This window comes from Azospirillum sp. UFLA03-27 (assembly GCF_059803775.1).
In genome coordinates this window covers 1-15,922 of sequence record NZ_JAUQTX010000163.1, presented here as the reverse complement: position 1 = coordinate 15,922, position 15,922 = coordinate 1, and the positions used below count along the sequence as shown (strand labels likewise).

Annotated in this window: 12 protein-coding genes; all 12 read right to left on the bottom strand. The window is 67.3% G+C overall.

Translation table 11 applies throughout. The features are described from left to right. Nucleotides 1–62 precede the first annotated feature (62 nt). The gene (locus tag Q4I23_RS21695) at nucleotides 63–1,049 is read right to left on the bottom strand and encodes a glycosyltransferase family 2 protein (RefSeq protein ID WP_498527576.1); all 987 of its coding nucleotides are present in this window, start codon (nucleotides 1,047–1,049) and stop codon (nucleotides 63–65) included. Continuing rightward, nucleotides 1,046–1,969 carry a glycosyltransferase family 2 protein gene (locus Q4I23_RS21690; RefSeq protein ID WP_051140669.1) on the bottom strand — a complete coding sequence of 308 codons (924 nt, stop codon included), beginning with the start codon at nucleotides 1,967–1,969 and terminating at the stop codon, nucleotides 1,046–1,048. Before Q4I23_RS21690 ends, Q4I23_RS21695 begins: the two co-directional genes overlap by 4 nt. Before the next feature lie 35 nt (nucleotides 1,970–2,004). Continuing rightward, nucleotides 2,005–3,438 carry a lipopolysaccharide biosynthesis protein gene (locus tag Q4I23_RS21685; RefSeq protein WP_454016244.1) on the bottom strand — a complete coding sequence of 478 codons (1,434 nt, stop codon included), beginning with the start codon at nucleotides 3,436–3,438 and terminating at the stop codon, nucleotides 2,005–2,007. Further along, complete coding sequence (locus Q4I23_RS21680) at nucleotides 3,435–4,868, bottom strand: O-antigen ligase family protein (RefSeq protein ID WP_498527575.1); 1,434 nt, start codon at nucleotides 4,866–4,868, stop codon at nucleotides 3,435–3,437. The genes Q4I23_RS21685 and Q4I23_RS21680 overlap by 4 nt, the downstream gene beginning before the upstream one ends. Nucleotides 4,869–4,966: 98 nt before the next feature. Next, nucleotides 4,967–7,219: a GumC family protein gene (locus Q4I23_RS21675; protein WP_498527574.1), complete on the bottom strand. Its 2,253-nt coding sequence runs from the start codon at nucleotides 7,217–7,219 to the stop codon at nucleotides 4,967–4,969. Between the two features lie 43 nt (nucleotides 7,220–7,262). Then, a complete protein-coding gene (locus Q4I23_RS21670) occupies nucleotides 7,263–8,657 on the bottom strand; it encodes a nucleotide sugar dehydrogenase (protein WP_498527573.1) in 1,395 nt (464 codons plus the stop codon). Between the two features lie 404 nt (nucleotides 8,658–9,061). Then, nucleotides 9,062–10,240, bottom strand: a complete 1,179-nt coding sequence (locus Q4I23_RS21665; RefSeq protein ID WP_454016247.1) for a GNAT family N-acetyltransferase — start codon at nucleotides 10,238–10,240, stop codon at nucleotides 9,062–9,064. Nucleotides 10,241–10,311: 71 nt separating this feature from the next. Further along, a complete protein-coding gene (locus Q4I23_RS21660; RefSeq protein WP_498527572.1) occupies nucleotides 10,312–11,553 on the bottom strand; it encodes a right-handed parallel beta-helix repeat-containing protein in 1,242 nt (413 codons plus the stop codon). Between the two features lie 19 nt (nucleotides 11,554–11,572). Then, nucleotides 11,573–11,776, bottom strand: coding sequence for a hypothetical protein (locus Q4I23_RS21655; protein ID WP_498527571.1), 204 nt, complete (start codon nucleotides 11,774–11,776; stop codon nucleotides 11,573–11,575). Nucleotides 11,777–12,053: 277 nt separating this feature from the next. Continuing rightward, nucleotides 12,054–13,094 carry a polysaccharide deacetylase family protein gene (locus Q4I23_RS21650; RefSeq protein WP_454016250.1) on the bottom strand — a complete coding sequence of 347 codons (1,041 nt, stop codon included), beginning with the start codon at nucleotides 13,092–13,094 and terminating at the stop codon, nucleotides 12,054–12,056. A gap of 36 nt (nucleotides 13,095–13,130) precedes the next feature. Continuing rightward, on the bottom strand, nucleotides 13,131–14,012 hold the full coding sequence (locus Q4I23_RS21645; RefSeq protein ID WP_454016251.1) for a glycosyltransferase: 882 nt from the start codon (nucleotides 14,010–14,012) through the stop codon (nucleotides 13,131–13,133). Between the two features lie 845 nt (nucleotides 14,013–14,857). Further along, nucleotides 14,858–15,922, bottom strand: a 1,065-nt coding sequence (locus Q4I23_RS21640; protein ID WP_498527570.1) for a right-handed parallel beta-helix repeat-containing protein, incomplete at its 5' end; no start/stop codon positions are given.

Below are 15,922 nucleotides of genomic sequence, written 5' to 3'. Positions count from 1 at the left end.
CAGATGTGTATAAGAGACAGGGGTTAGGGTGGGGGCCAGACGCCGCAACGTCTGAACTGGCCTCACGCCGTCGCGGCGTCCGAATGCGTCGCCGCGCGCACCCGGCGGTGGAAGGACGGCGGCACCACGCAGGTCCCGAAGAACATCAGGTAATGCCGCATCTTCGGGTCGCCCGCCCGGGTCGCCTCGGCCAGCAGGCGGCGGACGGCGTTCCAGTCGCCCTCGCGGCGAGCCATGCCGACGACCTTGGTCATCAGGAAGGCGGCGTAGGCGTTGCCGGTCATCAGCGGACGGTGCGTGCGTGCCCACTCGAAGGCCTGCCGCCAGTCGTCCACCGAATGCAGCGAGGCGCGACCCTCGTCGATCTCCACGAAGCACAGCGGCTCGTCGACGAAGACCAACTCCGCGCCCGGCTGGTCCAGCGCGCGGAACAGCCAGCCCCAATCCTCGAAATGGCGGTAGTCCGGCATCGGCACGGCGAGCGCCAGCGAGCGCGGCACCATGATGGTCGGGGTGGCGAGATAGCCGGGGCGGGACAGCGGGCTGCGGCGGTCGATCAGGTAATCGCTGATCGGCTCGCCCGGCTCCGGCCGCCGCTGCGGCCAGACGTAGCGGCGCTCGCCGATGCTGACGCTGGTGCTGCAGGACACCACCGGCAGCTTGGCGCCCGACGCCTTGGCGGCGGCGAGCTGCCGTTCCAGCTTCTCCGGTGCCCAGGAATCATCGTCGTCCAGGAATGCGATCCACTCGCCCAGCGCCGCCTGCACACCGGCGTTGCGCGCCCCCGCGGGACCGAGCGACGCCGGGTTCTGCACGATGCGCAGGCGGCGGTCCTCCACCGCCTCCAGCGCCGCGACGGTCGCGGGGTCCGGCCCGTCGACGACAACGACGATCTCCAGATCCTTGATCGTCTGGGCGCGCACGCTTTCAACGGCGTTCAGCACCAGATGCGGGCGGTTGCGCGTCGGGATGACCGCGCTGACGGTGACGGGAGGGGCTTCCGCCGCACCACCCTTCGCCTTCTCGCCCTTCATCTCGGCGTCCTTCATCGCTTGTACTCCAGATATTGGAAGCCCATCAGGCCGTAGAGATAGCCGCTGCCGACGCAGATCTTCTGGAGACGGCGGATCGGCCAGCTCGTGTCGAAGGCCATCACCATCGGCACTAGGGGCAGGGCGGCGAGGTTCAGCGCGATGTGCGCGAGGCCCAGCGTGGAGCGCTTCACCAGCGTGCGGCGCTGGCCGTTCAGCTTGGCCTCGGTCAGCGACACGCAGGTGCCCAGGCGGAAGGCGCGGCGCAGAATCCAGCGCGCGGTCATGCGGCTGGCCGGCACATGCTCCTCGATGGTGGCCTCGTCACACCAGACGATGCGGTGGCCCTGACGGCGGATCTGCTCGAAGAACAGCACGTCGCTGCCGCCGGACAGGCTCAGCTCCGGATCGAAGCGCACGCCGCCCTTCAGGATGGAGCGGCGGAACAGCACGTTGCCGGTGGCGCAATAGGCCGGCTCGCTGCCCGTGGGCATGCGCTGCAGGTCGTGGAAGCGCCCCTTGGTCAGCCAGTCGGGCGGGCGCTTCTCGTAGATCGGCAGGACGGGGCCGGCGACCACGGCGGCGCCGGTGCGCTCCATGGCCGTCACCAGCCAGTCCAACCAGCCGGGGCTCGCCACCTCGTCGTCGTCGATGAAGGCGATCAGGTCGGCGTCCGTGGTCTCGTCCAGGCAGCGGTTGCGGGCGGCGGGAATGCCCGGCACCGGCTCCGCCGCGTAGCGGATGGGGAAGCGCCAGTCCTGCGCCATCTCGCGGCACAGCGGTTCGGCGGAGCGCGCCGGGTCGTTGTCCACCACCAGCACCTCGACGTCCAGCGGGGCATCGGGGTTGAAGGTCAGCCCCTCCAGCGACAGCAACGTGCGGTGAAGATCCTTCGGCCTGCGGTAGGTGCACACGCAAACCACCAGCTTTTTCGACATGATGCCTGTTCCTTCCTCACGCCTGTTCATGGGGTTCATGCCGGGGATCGGGTGCGTTTCAGCCGGGCCAGCGCGATCCGCACCTGACCCATCAGGTTGGCGGGGTTGAGCACGGCCAGGGCCAGCAGATAGAGGCTGCCCGCCGGGGCGAGTTGGACGAGCAGCAGGTCGCTTTCCATCGCCGCGATCTTCAGTCCGGCGGCGAAGAGCAGGGCGGCGGTGGTCACCTTCAGAAGATCCTTCACCGGTACCGCCAGAACGCCGGCCCGCGGCATCAGGAGGACCGCGGCCACCACCCAGCCGAGCTGGGCCGCCAGCGAGCCGTAGGCCGCCCCGATCACGCCGAAGCGCGGGATCAGGAACAGGTTGGCGCCGACGTTCAGCACCGCCGTCAGCATGGTCAGCTTCAGGATGTAGCCGGTCTTCTTGGTCAGGTGCAGCGACAGGTCGAAGTGGTAGATGCGCAGGATGCTGATGAAGACCGACAGGGCGACGAGGGGCATGATCGCCGCACCGGTCTCGCGGTACGCCTCGCCGAGAAGCAGCCCGACGATGCCCTGGGCGGAGATGACCTCCATGAGCACCAGGGGCAGGCAGACCAGCAGCAGGATCGTCAGGTTCTGCGCCATGATTGGCCGCGCGGCGCGCGGACCGGCGCTGTCGAAGGCGCGCGACGCCATCGGCAGCGTGACCAGCGAGGCCGCCGACGCCACCAGCATGATCGGCTGCTTGGCGAGGTCGAAGGCCATGGCGTAGGCGCCGGCCGCCGCCTCGCCGATGAACCAGTAGATCAGGAAGCGGTCGGCGAAATCGAGCGCCCAGCCGACCATCAAGCTCAGCATCAGCGGGCCGCCGAAGGTCAGCAGAAGGCCGACCCGCTCCCGCGCCGGCCAGCGCAGCGAAATGCCCTTCAGGTCGGAACGCAGCCAGATCGCCGTGACCAGCAGGAAGCCGATGCTGGTGCCGAGCAGCAGCCCCTCCTCCTTCCAGCCGATCAGCACGAAGGCGGAGCCGAGCGCCAGCCCGAACAGCGCCTTGGCGAAGGACTTGGCCGCAAAGACCGAGCCCTTCAGCCGGGCCCGCGACATCTGGATCGACAGGTCGAACCAGGAGATCAGGATCGCGATGACCGGCAGATACAGCACATAGTCGATGCCGTTCATGCCGGGGTAGAAGGCCACCACCGCGCCCAGGATGGCGAGCACCCCGCAGGCCACCACCAAGAAGGCGGTGACCACGGTGGAGAGCCAAGCGTCCCGCTCGGCCGCGTCGCCGCCGCATTTGCGCAGGACGAACAGGCCCATCCAGGAGAAGCCGCAGGCGTTGATCGCCGCCGCCGCCGCCATCACCAGGGCGTAATGGCCGTAGGCCTCCGGCGTGACGATGCGCGAGAAGACCGCGACCGCCGCGAAGCCCAGGATGCCGACGGCGATCCGGGTCGCGAAGAAGGCGAAGCCGCTCGACATCATGACCGCGACTCCGCCACAGGGATGCCGTCGCGCAGCCTGGGCCGCCGCCCCGGCGACGGGCGTGGCGTCAGCGCGTGGGCGTGGACCGTCTTGGCCAGCCGCGTCTGGAAGGCGGTGAAGAGGAACCACAGCAGGCCGTTCTGGATCAGCAGGCTGCTTTCCGCGACGTTGCCGAGCAGGAGCATCATGGCGAAGACGATGTGCCAGCGCGCCGCCCCGCTGCGGTCGACCGGGACGATCCGGGCGATCCGCGACAGGTAGATCGCATAGGCCACCAGGAAGAGGCCGAGGCCGAGCAGGCCGACGTCCAGCGTCGTCTGGATGAAGCCGTTGTGGGCGTGGATGTCGAAGCGGCCCGAGGTGCGCCAGAACAGCGCGCCCGGCGCGTCCAGCCCCGACCAGAAGGCGCTGAAGCCGTAGCCCAGCACCGGCTGCTGCTCGATCATCCGGAAGGCGAAGTCCCAGATCAGCGTGCGCCCCGTCAGCGTGATGTCGCGGCCGAGCAGCGCGACGATGCTTTCCAGGTTCAGCAGCGCGAAGATGGCGGCCAGCATGATGACCATGGTGCCGCCGTACAGCTCCAGCGCCAGCGACCCGGCGTCCTGCCGGTGGGTGACCAGCATCACCAAGGTCATGCCGGCCATGGCGACGATCAGCGCCGTGGCGGAGCCCGACATGGCGAGACAGCCGGCCATGATGGCGAAGGTGCCCAGACGCCAGACCAGCGCCATGGTGTCGGTCACCGGGCGGGAGCGCAGCACGAACAGCCCGGCGGTCAGGCCGAAGGCCATGGCGTCGCCCAACCCGTTCTTGTGGGAGAAGACGCCGCGCCACTGCGACCCCTGCTCCGCCGGCATCAGGCCGTAGCTCGGCAGGCCGACCGCGAGCAGCGCGCTCAGCACCGCCAGCACGAAGACCGCGCGGTGGATCAGCCGGGCCAGTGCGACCTCGCCGTAGGACAGGCCGACATAGAGGCCGAAGATGGTCGTGCCGACCAGGGCCACGCTGCGGCGGACGGTTAGCGACGGGTCATGCGACCATTGGCTGGACGCGATGGCCAGAACGACCATGAGCGCCATGGGAATGCTGAGATAGCGGAAGGCCCGGACGCCGTGGAGCATGACGATCCGCAGCAGGGCCGTGGCGTAGAGGCCGGCGAAGATGAGCTGCTTGATGGTGTCGCCGGAGGATTCCGGCGCGCCGCCCGCGCGCAGGATGAAGCGCTGCGAGGGCGCGGACATCATCACCGACAGCAGCGCGTCCCACAGCAGGATCAGGCCGATGGCGCACACAACCTGATCGAACAGGCTGGGCGTCAGGTCGGCCGCGCTGCGCAGGAGCGGCGGCGTCCGTGGCCGGGCGGGCGGCGCGTCCGCAGCGGGCGCCGCCGCCAGAGCGGCTCGGTTTCGCGGAAATGGCGTTGCACTCATCCTGTTCCCCCGATGAACCCCCCGGGACCAACTGGTCCCTTGGGGTACGGAAACGCCCGGCCGCCGGGGCGCCGGGCGTTTCCGCCGTCACGTCATGGTCAGCGCGTGTAGTAGCGGCGCGCCTCGTTCATGCCGTAGGCCTCTTCCGACGCGTCGGTGCGGGCCAGCTTCTTCAGGTCCACCCGGCTCAGCACGACGCTGGTCACGTCGCGGCCCAGCTCGGTCAGCCGGTCGATGGCCCGCTGGACGACGGCGCGCGGCGTCTGCTCCCAGCGCACCACGAACAGGCATTCCGTCGCCGTCCGGGTCAGCACGCCCGCGTCCGCCACGACCGCCATCGGCGGGGTGTCGAGGATGACGCAGTCGTATTCGAGCGAGGCAAACTTGATGATGCTCGCCAGCTTCTCCGACCCAAGCAGCTCCTGCGGGTGGTCGCAATGCGGACGGCCGACGACGTAGTGCAGTCCGCTGCGGCCGTCCACCTGGACCACGTCCTGCCATTCCGCCTTGCCGACGATCAGGTCGCTCAGGTCGCCCGGGGCGTTGTCGCCCAACACGTTCCCGATGCGCGGGCAGCGCAGGTCGCATTCCAGAAGCAGCACCCGGCGGCCGGACGCCGCCAGCATGCGCGCCAGGGTCAGGCAGACGGTGGTCTTGCCCTCGCCGGGAACGGCGGAGGTGACCATCACCACGCTGCCGGTGTTCAGGGCGCCGCGGGCGTAGAGCGACACGCCGATGGCGCGCACCGCCTCGCTGTACTCCGACCGCGGACGGTCGAGGACATAGTCTTCCGGCTTGGCGTTCTTGTGATGCGGCAGGGAAGGCACCAGCCCGATGGCCGGCACGCCGATCGTCTCCTCCACATGCTGGGTGTTGCGGAAGGTCTTGTTCAGATGGTCGCGCAGGAAGGCCAGGAACATGCCGATCAGCAGGCCCACGGCCAGACCGCCGCCGACGAACAGCTTCTTGCCCGGGGTGGACGGCTCCAGCGGCGGCTCCGCCTTGGACACGACGCGGGCGTCGCGCTGCTGAAGGTCGTCCTGCTCGCGCGTTTCGACGAGACGCTGGAGCAGCCCCTCATAGACGCGGCGGTTGGCGTCGGCCTCGCGCTGCAACTGGGCCAGACGGACGTTGGCGCCCAGCTCGCCGGCGGTCTCGGCGGTCAGCTTCTTCAACGCGGCCTCAAGCTCGCGCTCGCGGGCGCGGGCGATCTCGACCTCGTTGTTGATCACCGCCATGATCTTGGTGGCTTCCTCGCGCATCTTCTGGCGCAGGTTCGTCAACTGGTTGACGTAGGCCTGAACCGCCGGATGCTGGTCGCCGTAGCGCGTGCGGTATTCGGCCAGCCGCCGCGCGATGCCCGACTCCTCCTCGCCCAGCCGCTGGATCAGCGGCGAGCCGAGCACCTCCGCCGCGTTGCCCTCGGTCGGGCTGCGCGCGACGATCCGGGCGTTCTGCGCCCGCGCCTCCGCCCGGCCGCGCTCCGTCTGGGCGACGACCAGGGCGCGGTTCAGCTCGGCCAGCTGCTGCGACAGGAAGGTCTCGCCGCCGGCGCTGCCGAGCACGAGGCCCTGCTGCGCGCGGTAGTCCTGCACCGCCTTGTCCGACACCTCGACCTGGGCGCGCAGCTCGTTGATGCGGTCCTCCAGCCACTTGTTGGCCTGCTGGGTGACCTCCTGCTTCGTTTGGAGCTGGTCGAGCAGATACTCGTCCACGAAGGCGTTGGCGATGCGCGCCGCCTTGTCGGCTTCCTTCGCTTTGAAGGAGACGACGATGGTGTAGGATTGCGCGTCGCTGGTCGCCGACAGGCCGCGGCGAACGTCGGCGATGACCGCGGCGCGCTCCTTCTCCGGCGACGTCGGCTCCTTCACGCCGATGCCGGCGGAGTTCAGGTAACCGGTGATCTGCTGGCGCAGCGGCGACAGGTCGTAGCCGATGGTGTCGTTGATCCCGGCAATGGCCCGGTCGATGGCCGAAGGCCGCTCGATGGCGCCGTTGAACTCCGGGTCATGGACCAGCCCCAGCCGGTCCACCACCTTGGCGGCGGTGGCGCTGGAGGTGATCATGTCGATTTCGGTCCGGATCGCCGCCGCCTCGCGCGGGAGGTTGGAGATCACGGCGTTGATGTCCGTGACCTCCGTCGTGCGCGGGTCGATGATGAGCACGGCCTGGCTGGTGAACCGCGGCTCATAGAGCAGGGCACCGGTGGTGGCCAGCGCGGTGCAGCACAGGACGCTGGCGATGATCGTGCTCCGGCGCCGGCGCAGCACCTGGAGGAGGTCGCGGAGCGCGACCTCCCGGGTGCTGGCTTCGGACCCCAGGGCTCCGTCTACATGAGTGTACGCGGCCATCCCATTCTCCTGAGGATCGGTCGGTTAGGGTCCAGGCCGGCGGTCAGCCCTTCATGATCTTCTCGTCAACGATGCCCGCCTTGCCGAAGGCGTTGCGGGTGTCGACGATCAGCGGCAGCCCGTCCAGGAAGGCCTTCAGATCGAAGGAGTCGTGGTCGGTGCACAGGATCGCGGCGTCGAAGGCGCCTTCCTGGATTTCCTCCAGCGCGACCGACGGCGTGCCGGCCATGCGGGCCAGACGGCGCGTCTCCGGAAGCTCCGGCACATGCGGGTCGTAGTAGAAGACCTCGCAGCCACGGTCCTGGAGAAGATCGATGATCTTCAGCGCCGGGCTTTCCCGCATGTCCTCGATGTTCTTCTTGTAGGCGACGCCGAGCACGAGGATGCGCGACCCGCGCAACGCGCGGCCCAGCTTGGAGTCCATGGCCTGCGACAGCCGCTCCACCACGTAATGCGGCATGCGGGTGTTGATCTCGCCGGCCAGCTCGATGAAGCGGGTGGCGACGTCGAACTCGCGGGCCTTCCAGGTCAGGTAGAAGGGGTCGATCGGGATGCAGTGACCGCCCAGGCCGGGGCCGGGGTAGAAGGGCATGTAGCCGAAGGGCTTCGTCTTGGCGCCTTCGATCACTTCCCACACGTCGATGCCCATCGCGTCGTAGACGACCTTCAGCTCGTTGACGAGGGCGATGTTGACGCAGCGGAAGATGTTCTCGGTCAGCTTCACCGCCTCGGCCGCTTCCAGCGACGAGACCGGGATCACGCGCTCCAGCGCGCGGCCGTACATCGAGCAGGCGATGCGCAGGGCGTTGGGGTCCTCGCCGCCGACGATCTTCGGGATGCGGGCGGTGGTGAAGGTCTCGTTGCCCGGGTCCTCGCGCTCCGGCGAGAAGGCCAGCAGGAAGTCCGTGCCGCTGTTGAGGCCGGTCTTCTCCAGGATCGGGCGCACCACCTCGCGCGTCGTGCCGGGGTAGGTGGTCGACTCGAGGACGATCAGCTGGCCGGGGCGCAGCACCTGGGCGATCTGCCGGGTGGTGACCTCGATGCAGCTCATGTCCGGCTCGCGGTTGCGGGTCAGCGGCGTCGGCACGCAGATGACGATGGCGTCCATGTCGGCCAGCGACTGGAAGTTCGCCGTCGCCGTGAAGCGGCCCTCCTCCAGCATCCCGCGGACCTCGTCGGTCGACACGGTGCCGATGTAGGAGGTGCCGCCGTTCAGGCTGGCGACCTTTTCCGGATCGATGTCGAAGCCCTTCACCGAGAAGCCGGCCCGCGCGAACAGCCGCGCCAGAGGCAGGCCGACGTAACCCAGGCCGATGACGCCGACGCTGGCGGTGCCCGCCGCGATCTTCGACTCCAGCGTCGCCAGAGCTTCCGGAATGCCGGACGTGCCGACCGAACCCCCGCTCACCAACAGGTCGGCAAACTCATTGCTCGACATAAGACGTCTCCTTTTCCGACTCTCTTGTTCGTAGAGGTTTCACCGTTATTCGCGCTGTATCTCTGAGATCAATTTTACCGACACAAAACCGAAGCCAAGGTCCGGATCTGAAATCGGGCCTTGGCTTTTGCTGTTCATTAGACTGATCGATCGGCGTTTCCTCTCACCGAATACATTAGGCTGCTTTGTCTAAGCACCCAGCAATCGTGATAGAAAAAGTGGCAGCCGTAAACGTCGTAAAAGGCCGAACCACCGTCAGTTGATCGGGTGACCTTTCTTGTGAGACTTTAGGGATGACCTTCCCGAAAGGCGCTTCATTAACCCCTTTTGAGTAACCACCGGCAGAATAGACGAAAGGAGCCGTACCGGCGCGTCGGCGGCCGGACGGCTCCTTCGCACCGCGGTCATCCCTGGACGGCGACTCCCTCCGGTTGCAGCCCGGCGGTCTCGGGCAGGGTGTTGTGCATCAGGAAGCTGGCGTCGCCGTCGCCCATGGTCAGCAGCCAGTTGCCGCGGTCGGCGAACGCGTCGCGGTCGATGCCGGCGTCCGGCCCGGCGTGCGCCATCACCCGCACCGGGAAGCCAACGCGGTCGGGCACCTTCATCATGCCCATGGCGAGGAAGGTCCGCTCCGCCCGCCTGTTTAGCGTCCGGCAGATCAGGGCGGTCGCGCGCTCCGTCGCGGCGATGCGCAGCGTGTGGCTCAGCAGGACCCACAGCCACTTCGGCTCGCACAAGTAATCTACGATGGCGAGGCAGGGTTCCTTGCGCCAAGTCTCGCGGCGCAGGACCACGTAGCCCAGCGGCTCGCCCCCGCGCGTCAGGATGAAGCGGCGGTAGTCCGATGCGCAGGGAATCGCGTCGTAGCGCCAACGCAGATGCGTCAGGTCGCGCAGCGCGATCAGCGGGTAATGCGGGGAGGCGCGTCGCCAGATGGCGTCGGCCCGCCCGTCGAACCGCCCGATCTCCTCAAACCGCGCGCCGGTCGCCCGGCTCAGCAGGTGGCCGCCGATCCGCGCGCCGTGCAGGGCCGGCCCGGCGATCGCCCCGATGGTCCGCATGCGGCCTTGGAGCGACGACGCCTCCAGGCAGCGCCGCGTGTCCAGCGGGAAGACGTAGGCGGGCAGGGCGCCGATGTCGATCCAGCCGGCTTTGCTGTAGGCCTTGTAGGCGGAGTCCGAGATGTGGATGGCCATGGCCAGCGGACGGCTGTCGAGCTGTGCTTCCGCCAGGGGCGTGAAGGCGCCGCGCATCCGCCATTCCGGCAGGACCATCAGGCTGTTGGCCCAGGAGGCCGGGATTTCCCGGTCCCGCGCCTTCAGACGGAAGGGAATCCCGCATTGCTGGCCGACGATCTGTCCCTGCCGCTTGCACACCCAGACTTGCGGCCCGTCCGCGTCCCGGTCGGGCACCTCGTCGAAGAGCCAGCGGTTGTAGGCGTCGTCCACCTGCCAGACCCGTTCCCCGAACATCTTGCGCTGGAAGCTGCGCAGTTCCCCCTTGTCGGAAGCGTCGAAACGGAAAACGGTTTTCTTCAGCCGGTCGGTGATCGACTGACCGACGGTGCTGCTGCTGGTGTTCACATGCCCCCCCTTGTTCGAACGCGCCATTCCCTTGCCCGGCCCGCGGCTCGCCCGCGGACATCGGGGCAAGGTCAGCGCACGGATTCCGGCCGCATTCCGGATGCTTCCTGCACAGTTCCTCCCGATGGTTGGCTGGCCAAAGGATGGTTGGCCGATGGATGGTTGGCGGTGGTCCCGGTCCGGGTTTCGGTTTTGGCCTCTGTTCTGGCGCTGTTGTTGACCCGGTTGCCGGTGACGGCCTTGTCGATGGTGTCGGCGATGATGATGGCGGCCCGCTTGCCGTTGCGGTGGAAGAGGTTGTCGCGCAACTCCAGCGTGATCGAGCCGTTGCCCTTCTGGTGCTGCAGGACGCCGCCGTTGTTGTCGTAGAACTCGTTGTCGTAGACCCGGTAGGTCACGTCGATTCCGCGGTTCTGGCCGAGCGATAGGCCTGCGTCGGCGTTGCGGAAGATGACGTTGCGGTAAATCTCGGTGCTGGACTTCGCCAGGATGCCGGCGCCGCGCGGGTTGTCGTGAACCAGGTTGTCGTGGATCTTCAGCGTGCTGCCGGCCTGCCCCTGGTCGTGGTAAAGGCCGTGGGAGCGGCCTTCGCCGCCGTTGACGCCGTTGTTGAAGACCCGGTTATGGGCGATCTCGCCGGTCAGGATGCGCCCGTTCCAGCCGGAATAGACGCCGCCGTCCTTGCGCCAGCCGTTGTCGGCAATGGTGTTGCGCGTGATGACCTGATCGGTGTTGTCAGCCGCGTAATGCACGATTCCATAGGCGCCGTTGCCGGTGATGGCCGACCCGTCGATCCGCAGCCCATCCGACGTGCCGGCAACGACGATGCCGGAGCCGCCGTTGCCCGCGACGGTCACGTTCGTCACCGACACGTTGCGCGCCCGCGGGCCGAGCAGCAGGCCGGTATCGGCCGCGCCGGTGATGGTCAGCCCGTCGAAGGCGACGTTCGTCCGTCCGTTCAGGCTGACCGCGACCGAGGCACCCCGCGCGTCGATCACCGGCGCGTCGCCCTTGCCATAGGCGCCGTAGATGATCGGCCGGTCGGTCGTGCCGGAGGAAGAGGCCAGCAGGCTGCCGCGCCAACTTTCCCCGCGCTCGAACAGCACGCGGCTTCCCGGCGGGAAGGCGGTGGCGTTCACCTTTTCCAGCGACTTCCATGCCTCCTTCGGGCCGCGGCCCGACCGGCGGTCGTCGCCGTCCGTGGCATCGACGTAAAAGACCGGTGCATCCTCAGCGGTCCGTCGCGCGCTGACGAGCAGCGACGGCTGGGCGGGACGCTCGATGGCGGGGGGAGGCGGGGGCAGGTAATCCATGGGTCTGTCTCGCGCGGCCTTACAAAGCGACGCGGATCAGCGCATAGGCGAGGCCCCAGGCCGCCAAAGCACAGCCGGTGCACAGCAAGGCCCAGCCGGCCCGCTGGAGATCGAGCAACGGGGGGACGACGCGGTCCGTCGCCTTCGGGGCGGCATCCGTCGGCATCACGTCCGCAACCCCACCCAGCAGGTTCGGGCTGGCCGGCGTGGCTTGCTCGATCATAGCGATCTCCTCGCGGGGGGCCTGATAGGCGGGGGAATTAGCGACCAAAACCGCAGCGTGTTCCTATTGCGGTATTTTGTGTTACGCCGCGGACAAATAAAGGGAAATGAAAAGGGATCACGCTTAAGCGATCAGCGCACGATAAGGAGGCATTCCAAAGGGAGGAATAGGACTTCTCTTTGGAATTGCTGCGCGGTCATCGCCCGTAACGCCTATGCCAACGGCAAGAACTCCCTCCCCCGCAACGGGAGAGGGAGCGTTTCATAGGCCGGACCGCTCAGCCGGCGAGCGCGCGCTTCATGTTGCCGGCACCGCCGCGCAGCAGGCGCTTGACCAGCTGCTGCTTCGCGGGCGCCGGACCGTTCTCGAAGCAGATCCGCTGAATCCGCCGCTGCGGACCGCCGCGGCGCGGCCAGGAGGTGCCGAAGGTGACGTCGACCCCATCGCCGTACAGTTCTCCGAACAGCGCCTCGGGCAGGCCCTCGTCGGAATAGGGAAAGGCGAAGGAGCCGCAACCGGGGCCGAACAATTCCCGGATGCCGGCGACGCTGCCCGTCACTTCCTCCTTTCGCTGCTCCGGCGTCAGCAGGCGGTGGTTGGGATGGTCGAACCCATGGGCGCCGATCGACACCCCCTCCGCCATCAGGTCGGCGATCTCGTCGCGAGTCAGATAGGGCTTCTCGTCCGCCAGGAAGCCGGCCGTGTCGAACTCCAGCACGGTGGCGATCTCGTCCAGCACGGCGCGCTGGTGCCAGCTCACCTTCATGACCCCCACGGCGGGGTTGGCGGCGACGGCGCCCGCCCGCGCCAGGGTGGCGGCGCAGACGGCGCGGCGCGGATCAGCCTCCGCCAGCCGGCTCAGCCGCTCCGCCAGAAGGCTCGCCTTGTGCCGGTAGAAGAGCGTCTTGTTGTCGAGGAAGTTCAGGTTCAGGTACAGCGCCGGACGGATGCCCTTGCGGCGCAGGATCGGCATCGCGACCTCCGCGACCTCGCGCATGCCGTCATCGAAGGTGACCAGCAGCGACGGGCGGCGGATCTCCGGTCCGCCCATGGCCGACCCGGTGACCGTGGGCAGGTCCGTCGGCTCGAAATGCTTCAGGAGGAAATCGAGATCCTCCGTGAATTCCCTGGGCGTGCGGGGCCGGTAGATGTGCTTCAAATGGTCCGGCACCGTGTCGCAGACGGCGTGGTAGACGACGGCCAGCACCGGGCTGCCGTAGGCGTGATGGCAGGCGGTCCCCAGCGGGTTGCGCAGCGCGTCCGTCCACCGGAGCCGCCGACCCAAGCCGCCACCAGAAATCACGTCGGCAACGCTCATTCAAATCCTCCCGCGGAAGGGTCAGAGGGCAGAGGGTCAGAGAGCGTCCGCGCCATCGGGAGCGAGGCGCTTGGGCTGCATCATGGCGCTGTGGATCCGGGCCATGGCCTGCGCCTCGGTCGGCGTGCGGACCAAGCGGTACAGCATCCTCTTCAGGCCCGGCGGAGTCAGCCGGAACCCGATTTGAAGCGAGGCCGTCGCCAGGAATTCCGAATTGGTCAGGAAGCCCGACCGCCAGCACCACACCCGGAAGGCCCATTCGTTGACGGCGTAGCGCAACCCGCCGCGGCGGACGCGCTGGGCCATGCTGGTGCGGAAGAGGAGAAGCGCCTCCTGCACCGTCTCCATGCGCGCCCCGGCCTGAAGCAGGCGGACATACAGGTCGTAATCCTCCAGATTGCCGAAGCAGGAGCGGTAGCCGCCGATGGCGGTCAGCGCCCGCCGCCGCACCATCATGGTGGGGTGCGACAGGACGCAGTGCCATTTCATGCCCTGGCTGATCTCTTCGTGCGTCTCCGGGCTGCGCTTCACGCAAGTGATGGCGCCGGGGTCCTGTTCGAACTCCGCGTGCCAGGAGAACGATGCGTCCAGCGACCCCTGCTCGGCGAAGGCGCGCGCCTGCGTCTCGAAGCGGTGGGGCAGGCAGATGTCGTCGCTGTCCATGCGGGCCACCAGATAGCCCGTGCAATATTGCAGGCCGTCGTTCAGCGCGCGGGCCAAGCCCCCCTGGTTGCGCCGCCGCACCACCACAAGCCGGCAGGCGTTGGACGCCTGATAGCGGGCGATGACCTTTTCCTGCTCCTCCCCGATCCGTCCATCGACCACCAGCACGCATTCGCGCGGGAGAAGCGTCTGTGTATAGACGCTCTCCAGCGCGGCCTGAAGGTTATCCGCCTTCTCGCCCGCGTAGGTGGCCATAAGCACGCTGATCGATTGAGTGTCCCGACCGTCCCTCGGTCCGCTCACGTGATTCATACCTGGTCTCCACCCCTCTTGTCGTGGCGACGCGGACGGCGTCCGGCGGTCCGGCCATCGGGTGTCTCCCCGCGAACGGGGCAACCGATGGCCATGACCACGGACACCGCGGCCCTGGGAATGGAGGCGTGTGCGTGCCGCCCAGAGCCCCGCTCCCGTGGCACGCGCGCGGAAGCGGTTTCGGCGTTCCTTCCCCGGTGGCCGTCGGTCGGGCGCTTGTGTGGCGCCAGCCGTCCCGTCCTTGTCGTCGTTGTCAGTGCCGTTCTTGCCCTGTCTCGTCCCTTTCCTGGTCGGTTCTGTAGGGGCCTCCCTCCGGTCCGCATCCCGGACTAGGACACCCCTGGCCGTCGTATCGGCCGGTGCCGATGCACGCATAGGCACGGAATAGGTCTGTGGACGCTATCAAAGGGCGGAAGGCGGGTAAACCTACATAAAGTGCAAGATAAATATCCCCTTCGCAGCGTCCTAAAGGGAAAGCCGTCTGCCACTTTGGTCGATTGGGGAGAAAGTGGGGGATGCCGCGCGCACTGAGCAGAAATAACGGCTGATCGTCATGAAAAGGCGGCGAACGGGGGTGGCGTTCGGTCTTCATCACTCCGCTGAGGCGGGCCTTGTTGTGCAGCGCACAAGAAATAGAGGCAAAAGCAGAGCCGCCGGCGGGACTGTGCTTTCGATTATTGCCGTTTTGTGTCGCAAGCGGAAGCAGGAAACGCTCTCCCGGACACGCCAACGCCCGGCCAGAGACTGGCCGGGCGCGGACATTGCCGAAGGGGCGGAACCGCCGATCGTCAGATGATCGGGTTGGCCTTGGAGGCCGAGGAGATGGTGTTGTTGGTCACCGTCTGCTTGATGCTGTCGGCGATGTTGATCGCCGCACGACCGTTGTTGTTGTAGAAGGTGTTGTCGTACAGGCTCAGCGTGATCGACCCGCTGCCCTTCAGGTGCTCCATGATGCCACCGTTGTTGTTGAAGATCTCGTTGCCGTAGATCTTGTAGGTGACGTTGGTGGTCTGGTTCTGGCCGATCGAGATGCCGACGTTCGAGTTGCCGTAGATCGTGTTGTTGTAGATCTCGGTGCTCGACTTGGCGAGAATGCCGGCGCCGCGCGGGTTCGAGTAGATTACGTTGTCGTGGATCTTCAGCGTGCTGTTGGCTTGGCTGTGGTCGTGGTACAGGCCATGCGACCGGCCGTCGCCGCCGCCGCTGCCGTTGTTGAAGATCGTGTTGCCAGCGATCTCGCCGCTCAGGATGCGGCCGTTCCAGCCCGAATACACCGCATCGGTGCGCCAGCCGTTGTCGCTGATGATGTTGTTGGTGAAGTACTGGTTGGCGTTGTCGGCGGAATAGTGGACGAGGCCGTAGCCGCCGTTGCCGTCGATCGTGGAGTGATCGATGCGCAGGTTGTTGGAGGTCCCGCTGATCACCACGCCTGAACCGCGGTTGTCTAGGATCTGGGAGTTGGTGACCTTTACGTTGTTGGCCCCGCCGTTGAGCAGCAGGCCGGTGTCGTTCGAACCTGTCATCGTCAGGTTGTCGAACGTGATGTTGTCCTTGTTGTTCAGGCTGACGGCGTAGCTGGCGCCGCTCTTGGCCTTGATGATCGGGTCGGCGCCGGTGCCGTAGGCGCCGTAGATGATCGGCTTGTCGGAGGTGCCGGAGGTCGAGACCAACAGGCTATCGGTCCAGGTCTCGCCACGCTCGAACAGGACCAGCGAGCCGGCGGCGAAGCTGGTGGCGTTCACCTTGGCCAGCGACTTCCAGGCCTGGTTCGGGTTGTTGCCGGAGTTGCTGTCGTTGCCGTGCGTCGCGTCGACGTAGAAGACCTGCGAGGCCGGGGTCGCCGGGTAATCCGA